Genomic DNA, 16,140 nt, shown 5'->3' with positions numbered 1-16,140 from the left:
ATTTGGATATTATGCGGCCATAAGTTTAGCAAAGTTATCAAAAGTAGATGTTTGTCTTTTAGCTCCGATTAATTGTCCTTTTTGAATGATTCTAATATTTTCTATCCCTTTTATAGTAATTGCAGCAGCATGGAAACTTTTAAACCCTAGCATGGGTTTGATCCGTTTTTTAATGAATCTATGATCTTGTTCAACTCTATTATTTAAGTATTTGTTTTGAAATATTTGAATCTTCTGATCTTGATCTAGTTCTGTATTTAACACATCAAGTGCAGCTTTATTACTACCGCTTTTGTCAACTACCACTTTGGATGGAGTGTTATTATCTTTGATAGCCTTACGAAAAAAAGAAAGAGCTGCAGACTTGTCTCTACGTGCACTTAGAAAAAAATCAACTGTATCTCCTAACGATCTACTGCTCTATATAAATAAATCCACTTACCATTTAGTTTTACGTAAGTTTCATCCATATAGCCTTACTATGCCAGTCTATTATAGCTGCAAAATAGATAAATCCATTGTTAGTTTTAATATAAGTTATATCCCCGCTCCAAACCTGATTTGATTTAGGTACATAAAGACGCCTGGTCTGACCAGAGGAAAACCAATACTTACCTAGTAAATAACCATGTGCTTTATCTTTAGAAGACTTAAAAGAAGTACAAACTTTTTTACGCGGATAAACAGCACATAAGCCCATTCTACGCATATAATCTAGTACCTGGTTTTTACCTATAGACAAACCATCTTCTAATAACTGGTTATATATATAACGGTATCCGTATTCTGGATGATGGCTATAAATATCAGCTATTTTATTGATAAGATCCTTATTAAAACTATCTTTCTATAGTAGATTTATAATATAAAAAGAACGATTAATCGATAATAATTTACATTGTCTTGCCTTAGGTAAATGAGCAAGCTTGGATTCTACAAGACCTTTTTTACTTAATAAGTCCAAGCTCTTTAGCTTTCCCACTGCCCAGTCCCGTTCAACTGTAGTTTTACCTAATGTTTTGGCTAAGGAATCATTTTCATCCTTTAGATGAGCTATTTCATCTTTGTATGCACTAACAACTTTGGATGGATCAAAGGCCAAAGAGGCATTCTCCATAAACTGATGTTTCCAATTTTGAAGGGTTTTACTAGTTACTCCATACTTAGACGATAACTCTACTAACGTAAATTCTTCTTTTAATAAGTCTAATACTATTTTTAGTCTTCTCTACTGAAATAAACTTTCTAACCTTTTTTCTTCCCATTTCATAAACTCGTTTGTGAAACAATAAAACTAATACAATACGAAACAAAGTATCTAATTTTCTGTCCAGTTTTTTCGGTCCACTATAAACTTAACAAAAATTACAATACCTATCTACAGCAAAGGCCTCTGATTTTTTAATATTTTTTACATTGATTAACAATTAATTATATAATACTTCAAAGACGACTAAGTAAATATTTTTTCTATTTTTTTCCTAAAAATTTGCTTTATTTACATAAATATGTTATAATTTTGATTCCATAAGTATTTTTTATGTGATTTTGTATCTAAGTTTTAAACTAAAAATAGTATGATTAAGTTAAAAAGGTTAACAGGCGTATTGTTGCTGCTAAGTTCATGTAAATCCATTCATAGGAATATGAATGATAATGATTATAACAAGATGAAAAAAGAATATGAAGAAAGAACAGAAATACAAAATCAAATGATAGCGTCCAATTTAGACCATATGAAGCGAATTACAGAAGGTAAAAGTGCATCTAATGGTAGTGGGAATCAAACAAGTTGTTACCGTAAGGAATATATAAGTACTGCGCCTCCAGAATCGGTTCTAAGAGAAAGGGAAAGAGAAATGGAGGAAAAAATCAAGAATGAGAAAAGGGCTAGGGCAATGCTGGAAGCTTATTCTACTGGTGATGTTGTAAGCAGGGAAGGAGATCTAACTGGTTGTAATGTTCTATAGAGGATTCGTATGTACAGTAAGTATGTGTTGTCTACATAAATTTTGAAAGTTTGTAAATAAAATTGCGTAAATGCTTATTTGTGTGATTCGTAGAGCTTGTTACACCTCTGTTTTCCGATTAAGTTTAAATCTAACAACTTTCTATTTGTGAGTTGTTTAATTTTTAACATAAAATCTTGAAATTTAATAGTTGTGATCTGCATTTATGGATAACTTGATTAAGTTATCCATAAATGCAGATGTCAATCAAGATGAGTTCTCAATACAAGGCAACCAGCACAGAACAGGATGTAGAAATACATATGATTGTTAAAATTATAAAAATTTTCAAACATTGAATTGAATAATTCAAATCGTTTAACTCACTATAAGTCGATACTTATTCCTACATGTTTAGTGTAACAAGCTCTACGAATCACACATTACAAGAAACAAAAAAATGATTAGCGTACAATAATTTCCTATATCCAAGGAGCCCCCTGTATTTAGCGATACAGAAGTCATCACAAAAGTAGACTATGGCTTTACATGATTCGAGAGCAGCTATGAATCGATTCGCTATAGAATTTTATGGAAGATTCTCCTAAAAAATGGCACTTACACAGAATAGTTTACAGGTTCAAATTTGCAAAAAAAACTCCATTTATTGACTTGATTTGGGATATTGCTATGCTTCTGTGTATATGGTTTATATTTAATTATTTAAATTTTTACACAAATGCTATACTCAAAAGGCTGATATATAGTTTAAATGAGCAACTAAAGTTAAGTGAACAGTTGATATATGCGATTCCGAATATTAATGTAAGTACATGGAGTTTAGCAATACCTATTGTATACTTAAAGTATGTTCTTAAACCATTAGGAAGTGTTATTATCAATAATTGTAAATTTTCTATACGTATACTGTTTACCAGCACATTAATTACTATTGTACTATTCATATTACATATGTTGGTTGTCTGGAATAGACTTGATATTAATTGTTTATATAAGCATTTCAACTTTATATCAGAATATGCAATGAAATCAAGATTATTAAAATTAGGTTTTTTATCAGCAGAGATACTAGATAGCTCCTATAGTAGTTTTTCTCATTTTTTATGGAACGGTATAATCGTACATTCATTACGTGTTGCTATTTTTGAAGAGTTGATATTCAGAGGAATTTTTCAATATATTTTCTTTAGGTATACTAAAAATCAGCTATTATCTATTATTATTACATCCATACTGTTTACTGCATATCACTTGAATATAAATCAGGTCATACCTTTTTTATTTGCTGGAATGTTTTTTGGTTATATCTACTACATCACGAATAATAATATGTTTGTAGTAATGTGGGTGCATTTTTTATACAATACCATATTTCATACAATGCATTATTCTAATATTATTTACCTATATCAAAAAATTGCCAGGTTATACAATGAATTCACTTTACTACAGTCCGTTGTATGCATTCTCTCGTGTATGTGCTTAATATACATTCTGTTGTACAACCTGAAAGGATTCTGTCGCATAAACTTCGAATAAGTTATTAGGGTTCTGTCGCATTTGTTTTAAGTCGTCAGTTATTTTGGTAATTTTAGTTGTAGTTAGGATACTAGGCAAAATCGTGCGCAAATGCACGCTAAGCGCTTACCACTTAGTGGCATATTCCTCCATAACATGTGCATCTGTAAAATTGTGTAGTAGTCAGGATTTAATCTGACAATTGTTAAATTGTGTTGATATAAACAAAGACTACTATTATGAACTTACATCAAAAAATAATTAAACCTAAACTAGGTTTATTAGAGTTAGCCAAAACGTTGGGTAATATCTCATCAGCGTGTAAAAGCATGGGTTATAGCAGAGATAGCTATTACCGTTTTAAGTCCTTATATGAACTAGGTGGTCAGGATGCCCTACATGAGATAAGTCGCAAGAAGCCTATATTACCTAATAGAGTAGATCCTAAGATAGAACAATCAGGGGTCATTTGACTAAAAGCCCGGTTTGTCTGATTTTAGTTATTAATTCCTTGTTAACCAATTGATTCTGTTTATGGAAAATGCCTCTTTGGCCTTTGATCCATCTAAAGTTGTTAGTGTATACAAAGATGAAATAGCTCATCTAAAGGATGAAAATGATGCTTTAGCCAAAGCATTAGGTAAAACTACCAGTTGAACGGGACTAGGCAGTGGAAAGCTAAAGAGCTTGGACTTAATTAAGTAAAAAAGGTCTTGTAGAATCCAAGCTTGCTCATTTAACCTAAGGCAAGACAATGTAAATTATTATCGATTAATCGTTCTTTTTTTATATTATAAATCTAACTATAGAAGATAGTTTTAATAAGGATCTTATCAATAAAATAGCTGATATTTATAGCCATCATCCAGAATACGGATACCGTTATATATATAAACCAGTTATTAGAAGATGGTTTGTCTATAGGGTAAAAACCAGGTTACTACATTATATGCGTAAGAATGGGCTTATGTGTTGTTTATCCGCGTAAAAAAATTTTGTACTTCTTTTAAGTCTTCTAAAGATAAAGCACATGGTTATTTAACTAGGTAAGTATTGTTTTCCTCTGGTCAGACCAGCGCGTCTTTATGTACCTAAATCAAAAACCAGGTTTGGAGCGGGGATATAACTATATTAAAACTAACAATGGATTTATCTATTTTTGCAGCTATAATAGACTGGCATAGTAAGGCTATATGGAGCTATAAAGTCTCCAATAGTATGGATACAACCCTTGTAACAGATATCTTAGAAGAAGCTCTTGGTAAAATCCTGCTCCAGAGTACTTTAATAGCGATCACGGAAGTCAAATATACCAGTCATTAGTCACATACAATTGTTAAAAAAGGTATGGTATTAAAATATCAATGAATGGGAAAGGTAGTAGAAGTATTGATAAGTAGTTATAGAGCGTTTTTTTAGAACAATAAAATATAATTGCTTGTTTATAAATGATTTTAAAAATATTTAAAGAAATTAAACAGGGCAATTAACGATTACATGCATAAATATAATTACAACAGGTTTATTCTAGCATTAAATATCAGAAACCCTATGAACGTCTATCTTATACATCTAAAAAATCAATACGATAAAAGAGAAATAAAACGGAAACAAAATTTATAAAATTATTGTCCAGTTTTTTCAGGCCACTATACTATAATCCTAAAAGTTATTATATTGGATGTTATAATTGATATCTCTTCTGTATCCCTATGGTAACTTCAAAGTTTTTTAAGTCCTAAGAACGACGTAGCCTTTCGTAAGAATATTTGGTAGCGAAAAACCATAAAGATATTCTTATTCACTTTATCAATGATGTCCTAAATCTAAGGACTCAGATAAGGTTGAAAAAGTTACTTTCTATCCACGATTCAAGATCCAGATATTGCCTGTAAGAAAGAAAGCGTAGTAGATGTCTTATGCACAGACCAATATGGGAAGCAAAATAATAGTAGAGATGCAAGGTTGCCCCCCAACAAGGTTTTGAAAAAAGAGCGCAGTATTATGCCTCTAAGGCCTTATTCCAGGCAACTCACACTCAGGTCAGGAATTAGGTGCTAGATACCAAGATCTTAAAGCAGTTATCTTTATAGCTATTACGGATTATGTTATATTTCCTGAATAAAAAAGATAACTTATCTAATCATGTTATTCTAGACGCAAAGACCTATGAAAGAGATTAAAAGACTTTTCATTCACTTTATAGAGTTACCCAAATTTAATATCAGTTGTATAGAAGCACTCTCTACTATTATAGAAAAGTGGTGTTACTTTTTCAAGCATGCTCCTTCTACAAGCGAAGAAGACCTAAAAAAACTAATAGGCTCTGATTTAGTTATCCAACGCGCCTATGAAGCGTTAAATAGATTCAACTGGTCAGAAAAAGAATTGTTTATCTATGAACAAGAGATCAAACGAATCATGGATAATCAAGCGGTAGAAGATTATATGAAACAAGCAGCTAAAGAAGAAGGTAGAGAAGAGGGAATCCGAATAGGAGAAGAAAAAGGTAAACTAGAGGGTAAGTTAGAGGGTAAGTTAGAAATAGCTAAGTCTATGCTTTCCAAAGGCTACTCTATGGAAGATATAATGCTTATTACCGGACTGCATTCTTCTGATATTCAGTCTACTATATAGATTTTTGTTCTGTATTAGAAAACGTCCTTTGTATTTAATTTTGTATAGTCTTCTCCCTTGTCTTGAATTTTGGATATTATGCGGCCATAAGTTTAGCAAAATTCTCAAAAGTAGATACCTGTTTTTTAGCTTCGATTAGTTGTCCTTTTTGAATGATTCTAATATTTTCTATTCCTGTAATGGTAATGTTAGCCAAATGGAAACTCTTAAACCCTAGCATGGGTTTGATCCGTTTTTTGATAAACCTATGATCTTGTTCAACTCTATTATTAAAGTATTTGTTTTGAAATATTTGAATCTTGTGATCTTGATCTAGTTCTGTATTTAATGCATCAAGTGCAGCTTTATTGTCCCACTTTGGGAGAAAAACCCCGCACTTGCAGTGCGTCGTTTGAACATATTTAGGCTGTAAAGATGGATTATTATAAGAAAACAAGCCATACAGTTTACGATTGTACTTACCATATAGTATGGGTAACCAAGTATCGCTATAAAGTATTAGTTGGTGATATTGGTAGAAGAGTAAAAAACTTAACTCAGGAAATATATAAAGATAATGGAGTAGAAATATTACGAGGTAAAATAGCTTCAAATCATGTACATATCTATATTTCGGTTCCTCCTTATCAAAGTATTAGCAAGGTAGTTGAGTATCTAAAGGGAAAAATATCAAGGAAGATTCAGCAAGAGTTTCCAGAATTAAGGAAGCGGTACTGGGTAAGACACCTATGGAGTGTTGGATATTTTGTAAGAAATTCAGGTAATGTTACTGATCAAATGATCAAAGATTATATTGATAAACATGAATCTATAGAGGATAAACTTGGAGACTTTCAAGTTGAAAACTAGCTGTAGCTAAGGAATTCATTCCGTAATCTTAAGCCCTGTATTTGAAATGCAGAGTAAGTTAACTACTACCGCTTTTGTCAACTACCACTTTGGATGGAGTGTTATTATATGTGATAGCCTTACAAAAAAAATAAAGAGCTGAAGATTTGTCTCTACGTGCACTTAGAAAAAAATCAACTGTATCTCCATAACGATCTACTACTCTATATAAATAAATCCACTTACCATTTAGTTTGACGTAAGTTTCATCCATTCTCCAGCTACTACCAACTGGGCGTTTTCTTTTTCTTACTTCTTGATCTATGAGTGGAATAAACTTTATGACCCATCTTTGTAAAGTAGAATGATCAATCTTTGCGCCTCTCATGCGCATTATCTCTTCTAAGTCTCTATAGCTTAAAGAAAAACGACATTTCATATACACAAATAAAAGGATTAACTCTGGTGAAGAACAAAATCCTTTAAGTTCTGTCGCGTTTGTCGCATCTGTTAAGATTTAGGCTAAAAATTTTATTTTTCACCCTAAATTATCTTTTGAGAATTATAATTTTTTATACTGAAAGTAAATTACATAATTTTTTACTAAAAATTTATATCAAAAATAGGTTTTTAAGATCTTTTGACATACTTTACAAGCGCTACAGAACCTGCGACAGAGCTCGACAGAACTTTTTTATGCTATAGAGAAAAAGTATTGTTGGGAAACATATATGATTTCACCAATAAAAGTAGTAAATTGATAGGTGCTAATATTTCTAAAAGTTTAAATAGCCGTTGTAAAGAAATAGATCAATAATTACGTCGTTCAGATCAGATTAAAACGGCTGCTAAGTAAAGGAACAATAAGCTAATTGGCCCCTATCAATCCCAAATCAAAAGCTTAGAAGTTCAAAATAAAAATATCGATAAGATTCCTATCATCTAAGTTATACAAAGATGATCCAGTAAAGTATTTCCAACTAGAGTCCATTAAAAATAAAAACATTTTAGATATGGGCAAATTGGTAGAGCGGATTAGTAGGATTGAAGCTGCCTCAGAATAGGTTTCTAAAGAAGATAAGGATGCTGTTCCAAAAGTATACAATAAAAAGTTAAGTAACGATTTGAGAAATGCTATTATTAAAAGTAAAATAGAGAGAAATAAAAAATTTAAAAATAAATATAATATGTTATATAACATAATTAATTATAAATAAATATTTATATCAATAAATGATTCTACTTAAAATAATTATTCAACTATAATTTATATGAAAAAAATAAACGCTAAAGTATTTTTATCTATTGGTCTATTAAGTTTAAGTACCTTTTCTTCTTGTGTAAAGACCAATCAAGAAATGAATAGAACTACTGTAGGTAACGTAAAAAGAAGCTATAATAGGAACCAAAAAAAAATACTTATAGGTGCCGGATTGTTGGCAACGGCTGCAATTTCTGGTTTTGGACTACTATATGCAAACATGCCATCAGTACCCTATACAACTGAAGATAATTGTATCAACTTTACCAATAGATCAGTATCCAATTTGTCAACAACGAATTTTAACAATCTAACCGATCTGTATAATCATCCATATATAGGTACAGAATTACCATACAGATCATTAAGATCAGATGTATACACTATAAATGAAATAAGTAGTATCATTTCAATGGATAGAACGTTAGAGACAGAAAATGTAAAACCAGAAAGCTCCTGCGCTAATATAGATTATGTTAAATGCTTAATAAGTAATAATAAAAATTTGAATAAACAGGATCAAGATAAAGAAGGAAAAACTATTTTGATGTGTGCAGCAATGACAGGTGCAATAGACGTTATGAACCTATTGATAGATCATCACGTAGATCTCGATATACAGGATAAAAAAGGAAAGACTGCTTTGATGCATACAGCAATACATAATAGTACAGATTCAGCTAGTTTGTTGATAAAACATAAAACAAGTATAAATATAAAAGATTACACAGGAGGAAGAACTGCTTTAATACATGCAGCAAGATATAACAGTGTAGATGTTGGAAATTTATTGATAAAAAACCATGCAAATATAGAAATAAAAGATACTTTTACAGGACTAACTGCTTTGATGCATGCAGTAATACAGAATAATAAAAATTTTGTCCAATTGTTGATAAATAGTAATGCGGATCTGAATTCAAAAAATACTTTTACAGATCAGACTGCTTTGATGTATACAATCGCACCAACATATGAAAGAACAGATATTGCCACTTTATTGATAAATAACAGGGTAGATTTGAATTTGAAAGACAAAGATAAAAAAACTGCTTTAATCTATGCAGCAGAACAAAATAAATTATATATTCTTAACTTATTGGTAGAGAATAATGCTAGTTTGAATGAAATAGATAACAAAGGAAGGACTGCTTTGATACATGCAACATTGCAAGGTAACATAAATGTTGTAAAACGCTTGCTACAGGAAAACAGAATAGATAAAGATATAAAAGATGAATACGGAAAGTCTGCTTTCGACTATGCATTAGAATTAAATGGTAAATATACTGATATGTATTCTTTATTTTCTGTAAAAATCGATAACACCGAGGGTCAGTCTGTATTTGTAAGTGTGTAAATATTTTTTAGGGTTTATATTTACCTAAACAATGACACTTAAATCGATGAAAAAAAAGATATATGTAAAGACGGAATAAGCAAGGCTATAGAAGTCCTTATAGACTCAGGGGTAGACCTATCGACTCTGTTTGATCAAGGCGGTTTACTGAAACAATTAAGCAAACGTCTTGTAGAAAAAGCGTTAGAATCAGAAATGGATTCCCATCTAGGTTATAGCAAGTATGGACGTAGTGCTTCAGAAAATTCCCATAATGGCCTGTCTAGTAAGCGAGTTATAACTGATAATGCTGTTATATCGGTTGAAGTCCCCCGAGATAGATCATCCAGTTTTGAACCTGTTTTATTACCTAAACGTCAAACAAGAATCCCTGGTTTAGATGATAAGATCTTATCTTTATATGCTAAAGGGATGAGTCTATCAGATATTCAGCTTCAAATACAAGAATTGTATGGTGCAGAAGTTAGTGAAAGCCTGATAAGTAACATCACAGATTCTGTTATTGAAGATGTTAAGATATGGCAAAATCGTCCCTTAGAAACAGTCTATCCAATTGTTTTTTTGATTGTTTTGTAGTTAAGGTTAGACAAGACAAACGCATCATAAATAAGTCAGTCTATGTTGCGTTAGGTATAGATCGACTAGGGATAAAAGATGTTTTAGGACTATGGATGAGTGAAAATGAAGGATCTAAGTTTTGGTTAGGTAATTTGACAGAGCTCAAAAATCGTGGTATGCAGGATATGCTCATTGCTTGTACAGATAATTTATCAGGTATGTCTGATGCAATCGGTGCTGTATATCCTAAAACAGATCACCAACTCTGTATCGTTCACCAAATTAGGAATAGCTTGAAGTATGTATCCTATAAAGATAGGAAAGCATTATCTTCTGATTTAAAGCCAATTTATACATCAGTAATGAAGAAGAAGCACTAATGGCATTAGAAACTTTTGGCAACAAATGGGATAAACAGTACCCACAAATAGCCAAGTCTTGTATGCTAATTGGAATAATCTGATGCTATTTTTACAATACCCTAATGCAATACGTAAGTTATTTATACAACAAATATTGTTGAATCTGTAAATAGTCAATTCTGTAGAGTTACTAAAAATAAAAGAGTGTTTCCTAACGATTTAGCTGTTTTTAAAACCTTATATTTAACTATTAACTATATGAGCAGAAAGTGGACCATGCCTATTCACAATTGGAGTGAGGCTATAGCACATTTTTTAATTAAATTCGAAAATAGAATTTAAAACACATAAAAATATTTTACACACTTAAATGGACAGAGCCCCGAGGGTTGAACTATGGTTCTGTCGCAGGCGCTGTCGCATCTGTATTTAATTTTGTATAGTTCTCTCCTTTGTCTTCAAATTTGGATATTATGCGGCCATAAGTTTAGCAAAGTTATCAAAAGTAGATGCTTGTTTTTTAGCTCCGATTAGTTGTCCTTTTTGAATGATTCTAATATTTTCTATTCCTGTAATGGTAATGTTAGCCGAATGGAAACTCTTAAATCCTAACATAGGTTTTATCCGTTTTTTAATGAATCTATGATCTTGTTCGACTCTATAATTTAAGTATTTGTTTTGAAATATTTGAATCTTGTGATTATAGTGGACCGAAAAAACTGGACAGAAAATTAGATACTTTGTTTCATATTGTACTAGTTTTATTGTTTCACAAACGAGTTTATCAAATGGGAAGAAAAAAGGTTAGAAAGTTTATTTCAGTAGAGAAGACTAAAATAGTATTAGACTTATTAAAAGAAGAATTGACGTTAGTAGAGTTATCGTCTAAGTATGTAGTAACTACCAAAACCCTTCAAAATTGGAAACATCAGTTTATGGAGAATGCCTATTTGGCCTTTGATCCATCTAAAGTTGTTAGTGTATACAAAGATGAAATAGCTCATCTAAAGGATGAAAATGATGCTTTAGCCAAAGCATTAGGTAAAACTACAGTTGAACGGGACTGGGCAGTGGGAAAGCTAAAGAGCTTGGACTTATTAAGTAAAAAAGGTCTTGTAGAATCCAAGCTTGCTCATTTACCTAAGGCAAGACAATGTAAATTATTATCGATTAATCGTTCTTTTTTATATTATAAATCTACTATAGAAGATAGTTTTAATAAGGATCTTATCAATAAAATAGCTGATATTTATAGCCATCATCCAGAATACGGATACCGTTATATATATAACCAGTTATTAGAAGATGGTTTGTCTATAGGTAAAAACCAGGTACTACATTATATGCGTAGAATGGGCTTATGTGTTGTTTATCCGCGTAAAAAATTTTGTACTTCTTTTAAGTCTTCTAAAGATAAAGCACATGGTTATTTACTAGGTAAGTATTGGTTTTCCTCTGGTCAGACCAGGCGTCTTTATGTACCTAAATCAAACCAGGTTTGGAGCGGGGATATAACTTATATTAAAACTAACAATGGATTTATCTATTTTGCAGCTATAATAGACTGGCATAGTAAGGCTATATGGAGCTATAAAGTCTCCAATAGTATGGATACAACCCTTGTAACAGATATCTTAGAAGAAGCTCTTGGTAAATATCCTGCTCCAGAGTACTTTAATAGCGATCACGGAAGTCAATATACCAGTCATAGTCACATACAATTGTTAAAAAAGTATGGTATTAAAATATCAATGAATGGGAAAGGTAGAAGTATTGATAATGTAGTTATAGAGCGTTTTTTTAGAACAATAAAATATAATTGCTTGTTTATAAATGATTTTAAAAATATTAAAGAAATTAAACAGGGCATTAACGATTACATGCATAAATATAATTACAACAGGTTTCATTCTAGCATTAAATATCAGAAACCTATGAACGTCTATCTTACACATCTAAAAAATCAATACGATAAAGCAGAAATAACACGGAAACAAAATTTATAAAATATTGTCCAGTTTTTTCGGTCCACTATATAAACCTTTTTTCAACCAAAAACCAATGAAGATAGCTTCCTTACCTAAGAATTATAATTTTTTAGAACGAGAAAAACATTGGCAGCGCTTTTGGGAAACAGAAGCCTTATATAGCTGGGACCCTACATCACCCCGTGCAGATACTTTTGTCGTAGACACTCCCCCCCCTACCATTTCTGGACAGCTGCATGTAGGCCATATTTGTAGCTATACACAAGCAGATTTTATTGTGCGATTTCAACGCATGTTGGGTAAAAATATTTTTTATCCCATGGGATTTGATGACAACGGGTTACCTACCGAACGATTGGTAGAAAAACAAAAAGGGGTCCGTGCAGCGCATATGGATAGAACCGCTTTTATAAAATTATGTGAGGAAGTTGTGGTTGCGGAGGAAGAAAAGTTTAGACATGTTTTTAAATCCATAGCCCTTTCTGTTGACTGGAGCTTAGAATATCAGACCATTAGTCCACTTTCTCGTAAGCTTGCACAGCTTTCTTTTTTAGCACTTTTTGAAAAAGGTGCGCTATACCGTAGGGCACAGCCTATGTGGTGGGATCCAGTAGATGGTACCGCTTTGGCACAAGCCGATATGGAAGACAAAACGCGCGTGGCCTATATGAATGACATTCTATTTTTCCATGAAACAACGCAAACACCCCTTCCTATTGCTACTACTCGACCAGAATTGTTGCCAGCTTGTGTTGCTGTATTCTATCATCCGGATGACTTGCGTTATCAACATTTGGCCCATACCTATGCGATTACGCCTATATTTAATATCAGAGTCCCTATTTTATCAGATGAACTGGTACAACCCAATAAGGGAACAGGTTTGGTAATGTGCTGCACCTTTGGAGACCAAACAGATGTAGTATGGTGGAAAAAACATCAACTTCCTACTGCCATTATTTTGAATAAACAAGGTAGGATAACCCATGCTGGTCCATTAGAAGGATTAAAGGTAACAACAGCGCGTGAAAAAATTGTTCAAATCTTAAAAGAACAGGCACTGTTGGTCAAACAAACTGCCATACATCAATCTGTAAAATGCGCAGAACGCTCTGGTGCAGCTTTAGAAATCCTTACTACCCCCCAATGGTTTGTACGAACCATTGAGCATAAAGCAGCCCTTTTAGCTAAAATCAATCAACTAAAATGGCATCCTACTGCGATGCAGCATAGACTGGAAGAGTGGGTCAATGGTATTGCTTGGGATTGGTGCATTAGCCGTCAACGCTATTTTGGCGTTCCTTTTCCTGTTTGGTATTCTAAAAGACCTGGTGAAGAAGGGAAAATATTGCTACCCAGATTAGACGAATTGCCTGTAGATCCACTTCATAATCTACCCATAGGCTATACAAGGGAAGAGGTAGAACCAGACTATGATGTAATGGATACTTGGGCAACCAGTAGTATTTCGCCACAACTTTCTTCCCATGCGATTCATAAAGACTTCAGTGTAGACTATAAGAGGCACCAGCAGTTGTTTCCAATGGATTTGCGGCCGCAAGCCCATGAAATTATACGTACTTGGGCTTTTTATACTTTACTCAAGTCTCATTTGCATGAAGACAGTATTCCTTGGAAGAATATTATGATCAATGGATGGTGCCTGGCGCCAGACAAACAAAAAATGTCTAAATCTAAAGGCAACGTGCTCCTTCCTGAAAAGTTGTTGGAAACATATGGGGCTGATGTAATCCGCTATTGGGCCGCCAATGCCCGTTTGGGAGTAGATACTTGCTATTCTGAGCATGTGACGAAAAATGGGAAACGGTTGGTTACTAAATTGTGGAATGCTGGTAAATTTCTCTTGAGTCATTTTGATAAAGTAGGTGCATTACATCAGCCACTGCCGTTTAATCTATTAAAGATTACCCATACCTTAGATAAATGGCTCTTGCAGTCACTAGCCGCCTTGACTGAAAAGGTCTATCTACATTGGCTGTCCTATGGGTATACAGAGGCTTTAGAGTATGTAGAAAAATTCTTTTGGTCTGTTTTTTGTGATGATTATATCGAAATTAGTAAAACTAGGGTCTACAATACCATGGAGCAAGATAATCAAGGTCAGACTAGTGCCATTATAACGCTTTACCATGTCTTTTATGCTCTATTACAACTTTTTGCACCTATTTTGCCCCACATTACGGAAGAACTTTCCCATGGACTTTATCCACATAAAGGCTCTATACACCAAAGGGGCAATTGGCCTAAATGGGCATTAGGGCTTTCTTTAAGTCAAATGCAGTTGGATCAAGTAGCGCACCTTAGAGAAATCATTAGATTGGTGCGCAAAGCCAAAGCAGATGGTAAGCTTTCTATAAAAGCGCCGATCCAGTTACTAACCATTCGGGGTATGGCTTTAGAAGAAGATTTAAAGAAAGAGCTAAAAGCCGTTACAGCTGCTACAAATATAGTATTTAGTGACGCAATATTGGATCATACGGGACTACAAATAGTAGGCAAACAATGCATAATATGGATCATCTGGAGCTAACCAATCTATAGCTGATTCCTCTATGGGTTCTGTTGCATTTGTTTTAAGGCGTCAGTTAATTTATTAATTTTAGTCAAAAATTGACCAAAATGTTTACTATTACCCATAGATTATTGGGTTCTGTCGCCTTTGTTTTAAGGGAGCGGTTATTTTATTAATTTTAGTCAAAAATTGACTAAAATGTTTACTATTACCCGTAGATTATTGCGCTATTTTAAAGGATTTTGTTCATCACCGGAGTTAATCTTGTTATTTGTCTACATGAAATGTCGTTTTTCTTTAAGCTATAGAGACTTGGAAGAGATGATGCATATGAGAGGCGCAAATATTGATCATTCTACTTTACAAAGGTGGGTGATTAAGTTCATTCCCCTTATAGATCAAGAAGTAAGAAAAAGAAAACGCTCAGTTGGTAGTAGCTGGAGGATGGATGAAACTTACGTCAAATTAACATGGTAAGTGGATTTATTTATATAGAGCAGGTAGATACTATGGAGATTACAGTTGATTTTTTTCTAGTCGCACGTAGAGACAAGTCTGCCAGCTCTTTATTTTGTTTCGTAAGCTATCAATATAAATAACACTCCATCCATGTAGTTGACACAAAAATCAGTAGTAATAAAGCGGCACTTGATGTACTAAAATACAAGAACTAGATCAAGATCACAAGATTCAAAATATTTCAAAACAATACTTGTAATAATAGAGTTTGAACAAAGATCATACGATTTATCAAAAAACGGATAAAAACCTCATGGTTGGGATTTAAGAGTTTCCATCTCGTCTAACATTACCTTAGATAGAAAATATCAGAATAATCCAAAAAGGACAATTAATCGGATCTAAAAAACAAGCATCTACTTTTGAAAACTTTTCTAAACTTATGGCCGCATAATATCCAAATTTGAAGACAACGGGGAGAACTATACAAAATCAAATACAGATGCGACAGAACCCATAAAGACGCCTGGTCTGACCAGAGGAAAACCAATACTTACCTAGTAAATAAGCATGTGCTTTATCTTTAGAAGACTTAAAAGAAGTACAAACTTTTTTACGCGGATAAACAACACATAAGCCCATTCTACGCATATAATGTAGTACCTG

11 protein-coding genes and 7 pseudogenes are annotated in these 16,140 nt (G+C 32.8%); 12 read left to right on the top strand and 6 right to left on the bottom strand.

The features are described from left to right. Window positions 1–9: 9 nt before the first annotated feature. The 3 genes and pseudogenes from ACRRVD_RS03880 to ACRRVD_RS03870 form a co-directional block, all read right to left on the bottom strand. Window positions 10–470: pseudogene (locus tag ACRRVD_RS03880) on the bottom strand (IS6 family transposase); the annotation flags it as partial. Next, the gene (locus ACRRVD_RS03875; RefSeq protein ID WP_432461849.1) at window positions 452–769 is read right to left on the bottom strand and encodes a DDE-type integrase/transposase/recombinase; all 318 of its coding nucleotides are present in this window, start codon (window positions 767–769) and stop codon (window positions 452–454) included. The pseudogene ACRRVD_RS03880 and the gene ACRRVD_RS03875, both read right to left, overlap by 19 nt. Window positions 770–847: 78 nt before the next feature. Further along, window positions 848–1,216, bottom strand: a complete 369-nt coding sequence (locus ACRRVD_RS03870; RefSeq protein WP_432461848.1) for a transposase — start codon at window positions 1,214–1,216, stop codon at window positions 848–850. Between the two features lie 361 nt (window positions 1,217–1,577). On the opposite strand from ACRRVD_RS03870, the gene ACRRVD_RS03865 reads away from it, so the two are divergent. From ACRRVD_RS03865 to ACRRVD_RS03840, 6 genes and pseudogenes are all read left to right on the top strand, one after another. Next, a complete protein-coding gene (locus tag ACRRVD_RS03865; RefSeq protein ID WP_432461809.1) occupies window positions 1,578–1,970 on the top strand; it encodes a hypothetical protein in 393 nt (130 codons plus the stop codon). A 570-nt stretch (window positions 1,971–2,540) separates the two neighbouring features. Next, window positions 2,541–3,509, top strand: a complete 969-nt coding sequence (locus tag ACRRVD_RS03860; RefSeq protein WP_432461808.1) for a CPBP family intramembrane glutamic endopeptidase — start codon at window positions 2,541–2,543, stop codon at window positions 3,507–3,509. Window positions 3,510–3,727: 218 nt separating this feature from the next. Further along, window positions 3,728–3,949 (top strand): annotated as a pseudogene (locus ACRRVD_RS03855) (helix-turn-helix domain-containing protein); the annotation flags it as partial. 73 nt (window positions 3,950–4,022) lie between these two features. Further along, the gene (locus ACRRVD_RS03850) at window positions 4,023–4,145 is read left to right on the top strand and encodes a hypothetical protein (protein WP_432461807.1); all 123 of its coding nucleotides are present in this window, start codon (window positions 4,023–4,025) and stop codon (window positions 4,143–4,145) included. 438 nt (window positions 4,146–4,583) lie between these two features. Beyond that, window positions 4,584–4,811 carry a DDE-type integrase/transposase/recombinase gene (locus ACRRVD_RS03845; protein WP_432461847.1) on the top strand — a complete coding sequence of 76 codons (228 nt, stop codon included), beginning with the start codon at window positions 4,584–4,586 and terminating at the stop codon, window positions 4,809–4,811. Window positions 4,812–5,657: 846 nt separating this feature from the next. Continuing rightward, window positions 5,658–6,125, top strand: a complete 468-nt coding sequence (locus ACRRVD_RS03840; RefSeq protein WP_432461806.1) for an Rpn family recombination-promoting nuclease/putative transposase — start codon at window positions 5,658–5,660, stop codon at window positions 6,123–6,125. A gap of 76 nt (window positions 6,126–6,201) precedes the next feature. Here the strand turns inward: ACRRVD_RS03840 and ACRRVD_RS03835 are convergent. Next, window positions 6,202–6,474, bottom strand: a pseudogene (locus ACRRVD_RS03835) (DDE-type integrase/transposase/recombinase); the annotation flags it as partial. Window positions 6,475–6,539: 65 nt separating this feature from the next. On the opposite strand from ACRRVD_RS03835, the gene tnpA reads away from it, so the two are divergent. Beyond that, a complete protein-coding gene (gene tnpA, locus ACRRVD_RS03830; RefSeq protein WP_432461805.1) occupies window positions 6,540–6,974 on the top strand; it encodes an IS200/IS605 family transposase in 435 nt (144 codons plus the stop codon). A gap of 61 nt (window positions 6,975–7,035) precedes the next feature. On the opposite strand, the pseudogene ACRRVD_RS03825 reads toward tnpA, so the two are convergent. Further along, a pseudogene (locus ACRRVD_RS03825) lies at window positions 7,036–7,470 on the bottom strand (IS6 family transposase); the annotation flags it as partial. Between the two features lie 754 nt (window positions 7,471–8,224). Between ACRRVD_RS03825 and ACRRVD_RS03820 the strand changes: the two are divergent. Both ACRRVD_RS03820 and ACRRVD_RS03815 read left to right on the top strand, forming a co-directional pair. After that, window positions 8,225–9,574: an ankyrin repeat domain-containing protein gene (locus ACRRVD_RS03820; RefSeq protein ID WP_432461804.1), complete on the top strand. Its 1,350-nt coding sequence runs from the start codon at window positions 8,225–8,227 to the stop codon at window positions 9,572–9,574. Between the two features lie 42 nt (window positions 9,575–9,616). Then, window positions 9,617–10,836 (top strand): annotated as a pseudogene (locus ACRRVD_RS03815) (IS256 family transposase). A 129-nt stretch (window positions 10,837–10,965) separates the two neighbouring features. On the opposite strand, the pseudogene ACRRVD_RS03810 reads toward ACRRVD_RS03815, so the two are convergent. After that, window positions 10,966–11,193: pseudogene (locus tag ACRRVD_RS03810) on the bottom strand (DDE-type integrase/transposase/recombinase); the annotation flags it as partial. 89 nt (window positions 11,194–11,282) lie between these two features. Between ACRRVD_RS03810 and ACRRVD_RS03805 the strand changes: the two are divergent. The 3 genes and pseudogenes from ACRRVD_RS03805 to ACRRVD_RS03795 all read left to right on the top strand — a co-directional run bounded on the left by ACRRVD_RS03805 (window position 11,283) and on the right by ACRRVD_RS03795 (window position 15,928). Beyond that, on the top strand, window positions 11,283–12,500 hold the full coding sequence (locus tag ACRRVD_RS03805) for an IS3 family transposase (protein WP_432461803.1): 1,218 nt from the start codon (window positions 11,283–11,285) through the stop codon (window positions 12,498–12,500). Between the two features lie 55 nt (window positions 12,501–12,555). Then, the gene (locus ACRRVD_RS03800) at window positions 12,556–15,033 is read left to right on the top strand and encodes a valine--tRNA ligase (protein ID WP_432461802.1); all 2,478 of its coding nucleotides are present in this window, start codon (window positions 12,556–12,558) and stop codon (window positions 15,031–15,033) included. 180 nt (window positions 15,034–15,213) lie between these two features. Beyond that, window positions 15,214–15,928: pseudogene (locus ACRRVD_RS03795) on the top strand (IS6 family transposase). Window positions 15,929–16,140: the final 212 nt, after the last annotated feature.

This window comes from Candidatus Cardinium hertigii, assembly GCF_050864915.1.
GTDB lineage: Bacteria > Bacteroidota > Bacteroidia > Cytophagales > Amoebophilaceae > Cardinium > Cardinium hertigii_D.
The sequence above is the reverse complement of the archived record's forward strand: the minus strand, read 5'-3'. Positions and strand labels throughout refer to the sequence as shown.

Coding starts and splice junctions, on each gene's coding strand:
- tnpA (WP_432461805.1), top strand. CDS start 6,540: ATGGATTATTATAAGAAAACAAGCCATACAGTTTACGATTGTACTTAC.
- ACRRVD_RS03840 (WP_432461806.1), top strand. CDS start 5,658: ATGAAAGAGATTAAAAGACTTTTCATTCACTTTATAGAGTTACCCAAA.
- ACRRVD_RS03850 (WP_432461807.1), top strand. CDS start 4,023: ATGGAAAATGCCTCTTTGGCCTTTGATCCATCTAAAGTTGTTAGTGTA.
- ACRRVD_RS03865 (WP_432461809.1), top strand. CDS start 1,578: ATGATTAAGTTAAAAAGGTTAACAGGCGTATTGTTGCTGCTAAGTTCA.
- ACRRVD_RS03860 (WP_432461808.1), top strand. CDS start 2,541: ATGGAAGATTCTCCTAAAAAATGGCACTTACACAGAATAGTTTACAGG.
- ACRRVD_RS03805 (WP_432461803.1), top strand. CDS start 11,283: ATGGGAAGAAAAAAGGTTAGAAAGTTTATTTCAGTAGAGAAGACTAAA.
- ACRRVD_RS03800 (WP_432461802.1), top strand. CDS start 12,556: ATGAAGATAGCTTCCTTACCTAAGAATTATAATTTTTTAGAACGAGAA.
- ACRRVD_RS03820 (WP_432461804.1), top strand. CDS start 8,225: ATGAAAAAAATAAACGCTAAAGTATTTTTATCTATTGGTCTATTAAGT.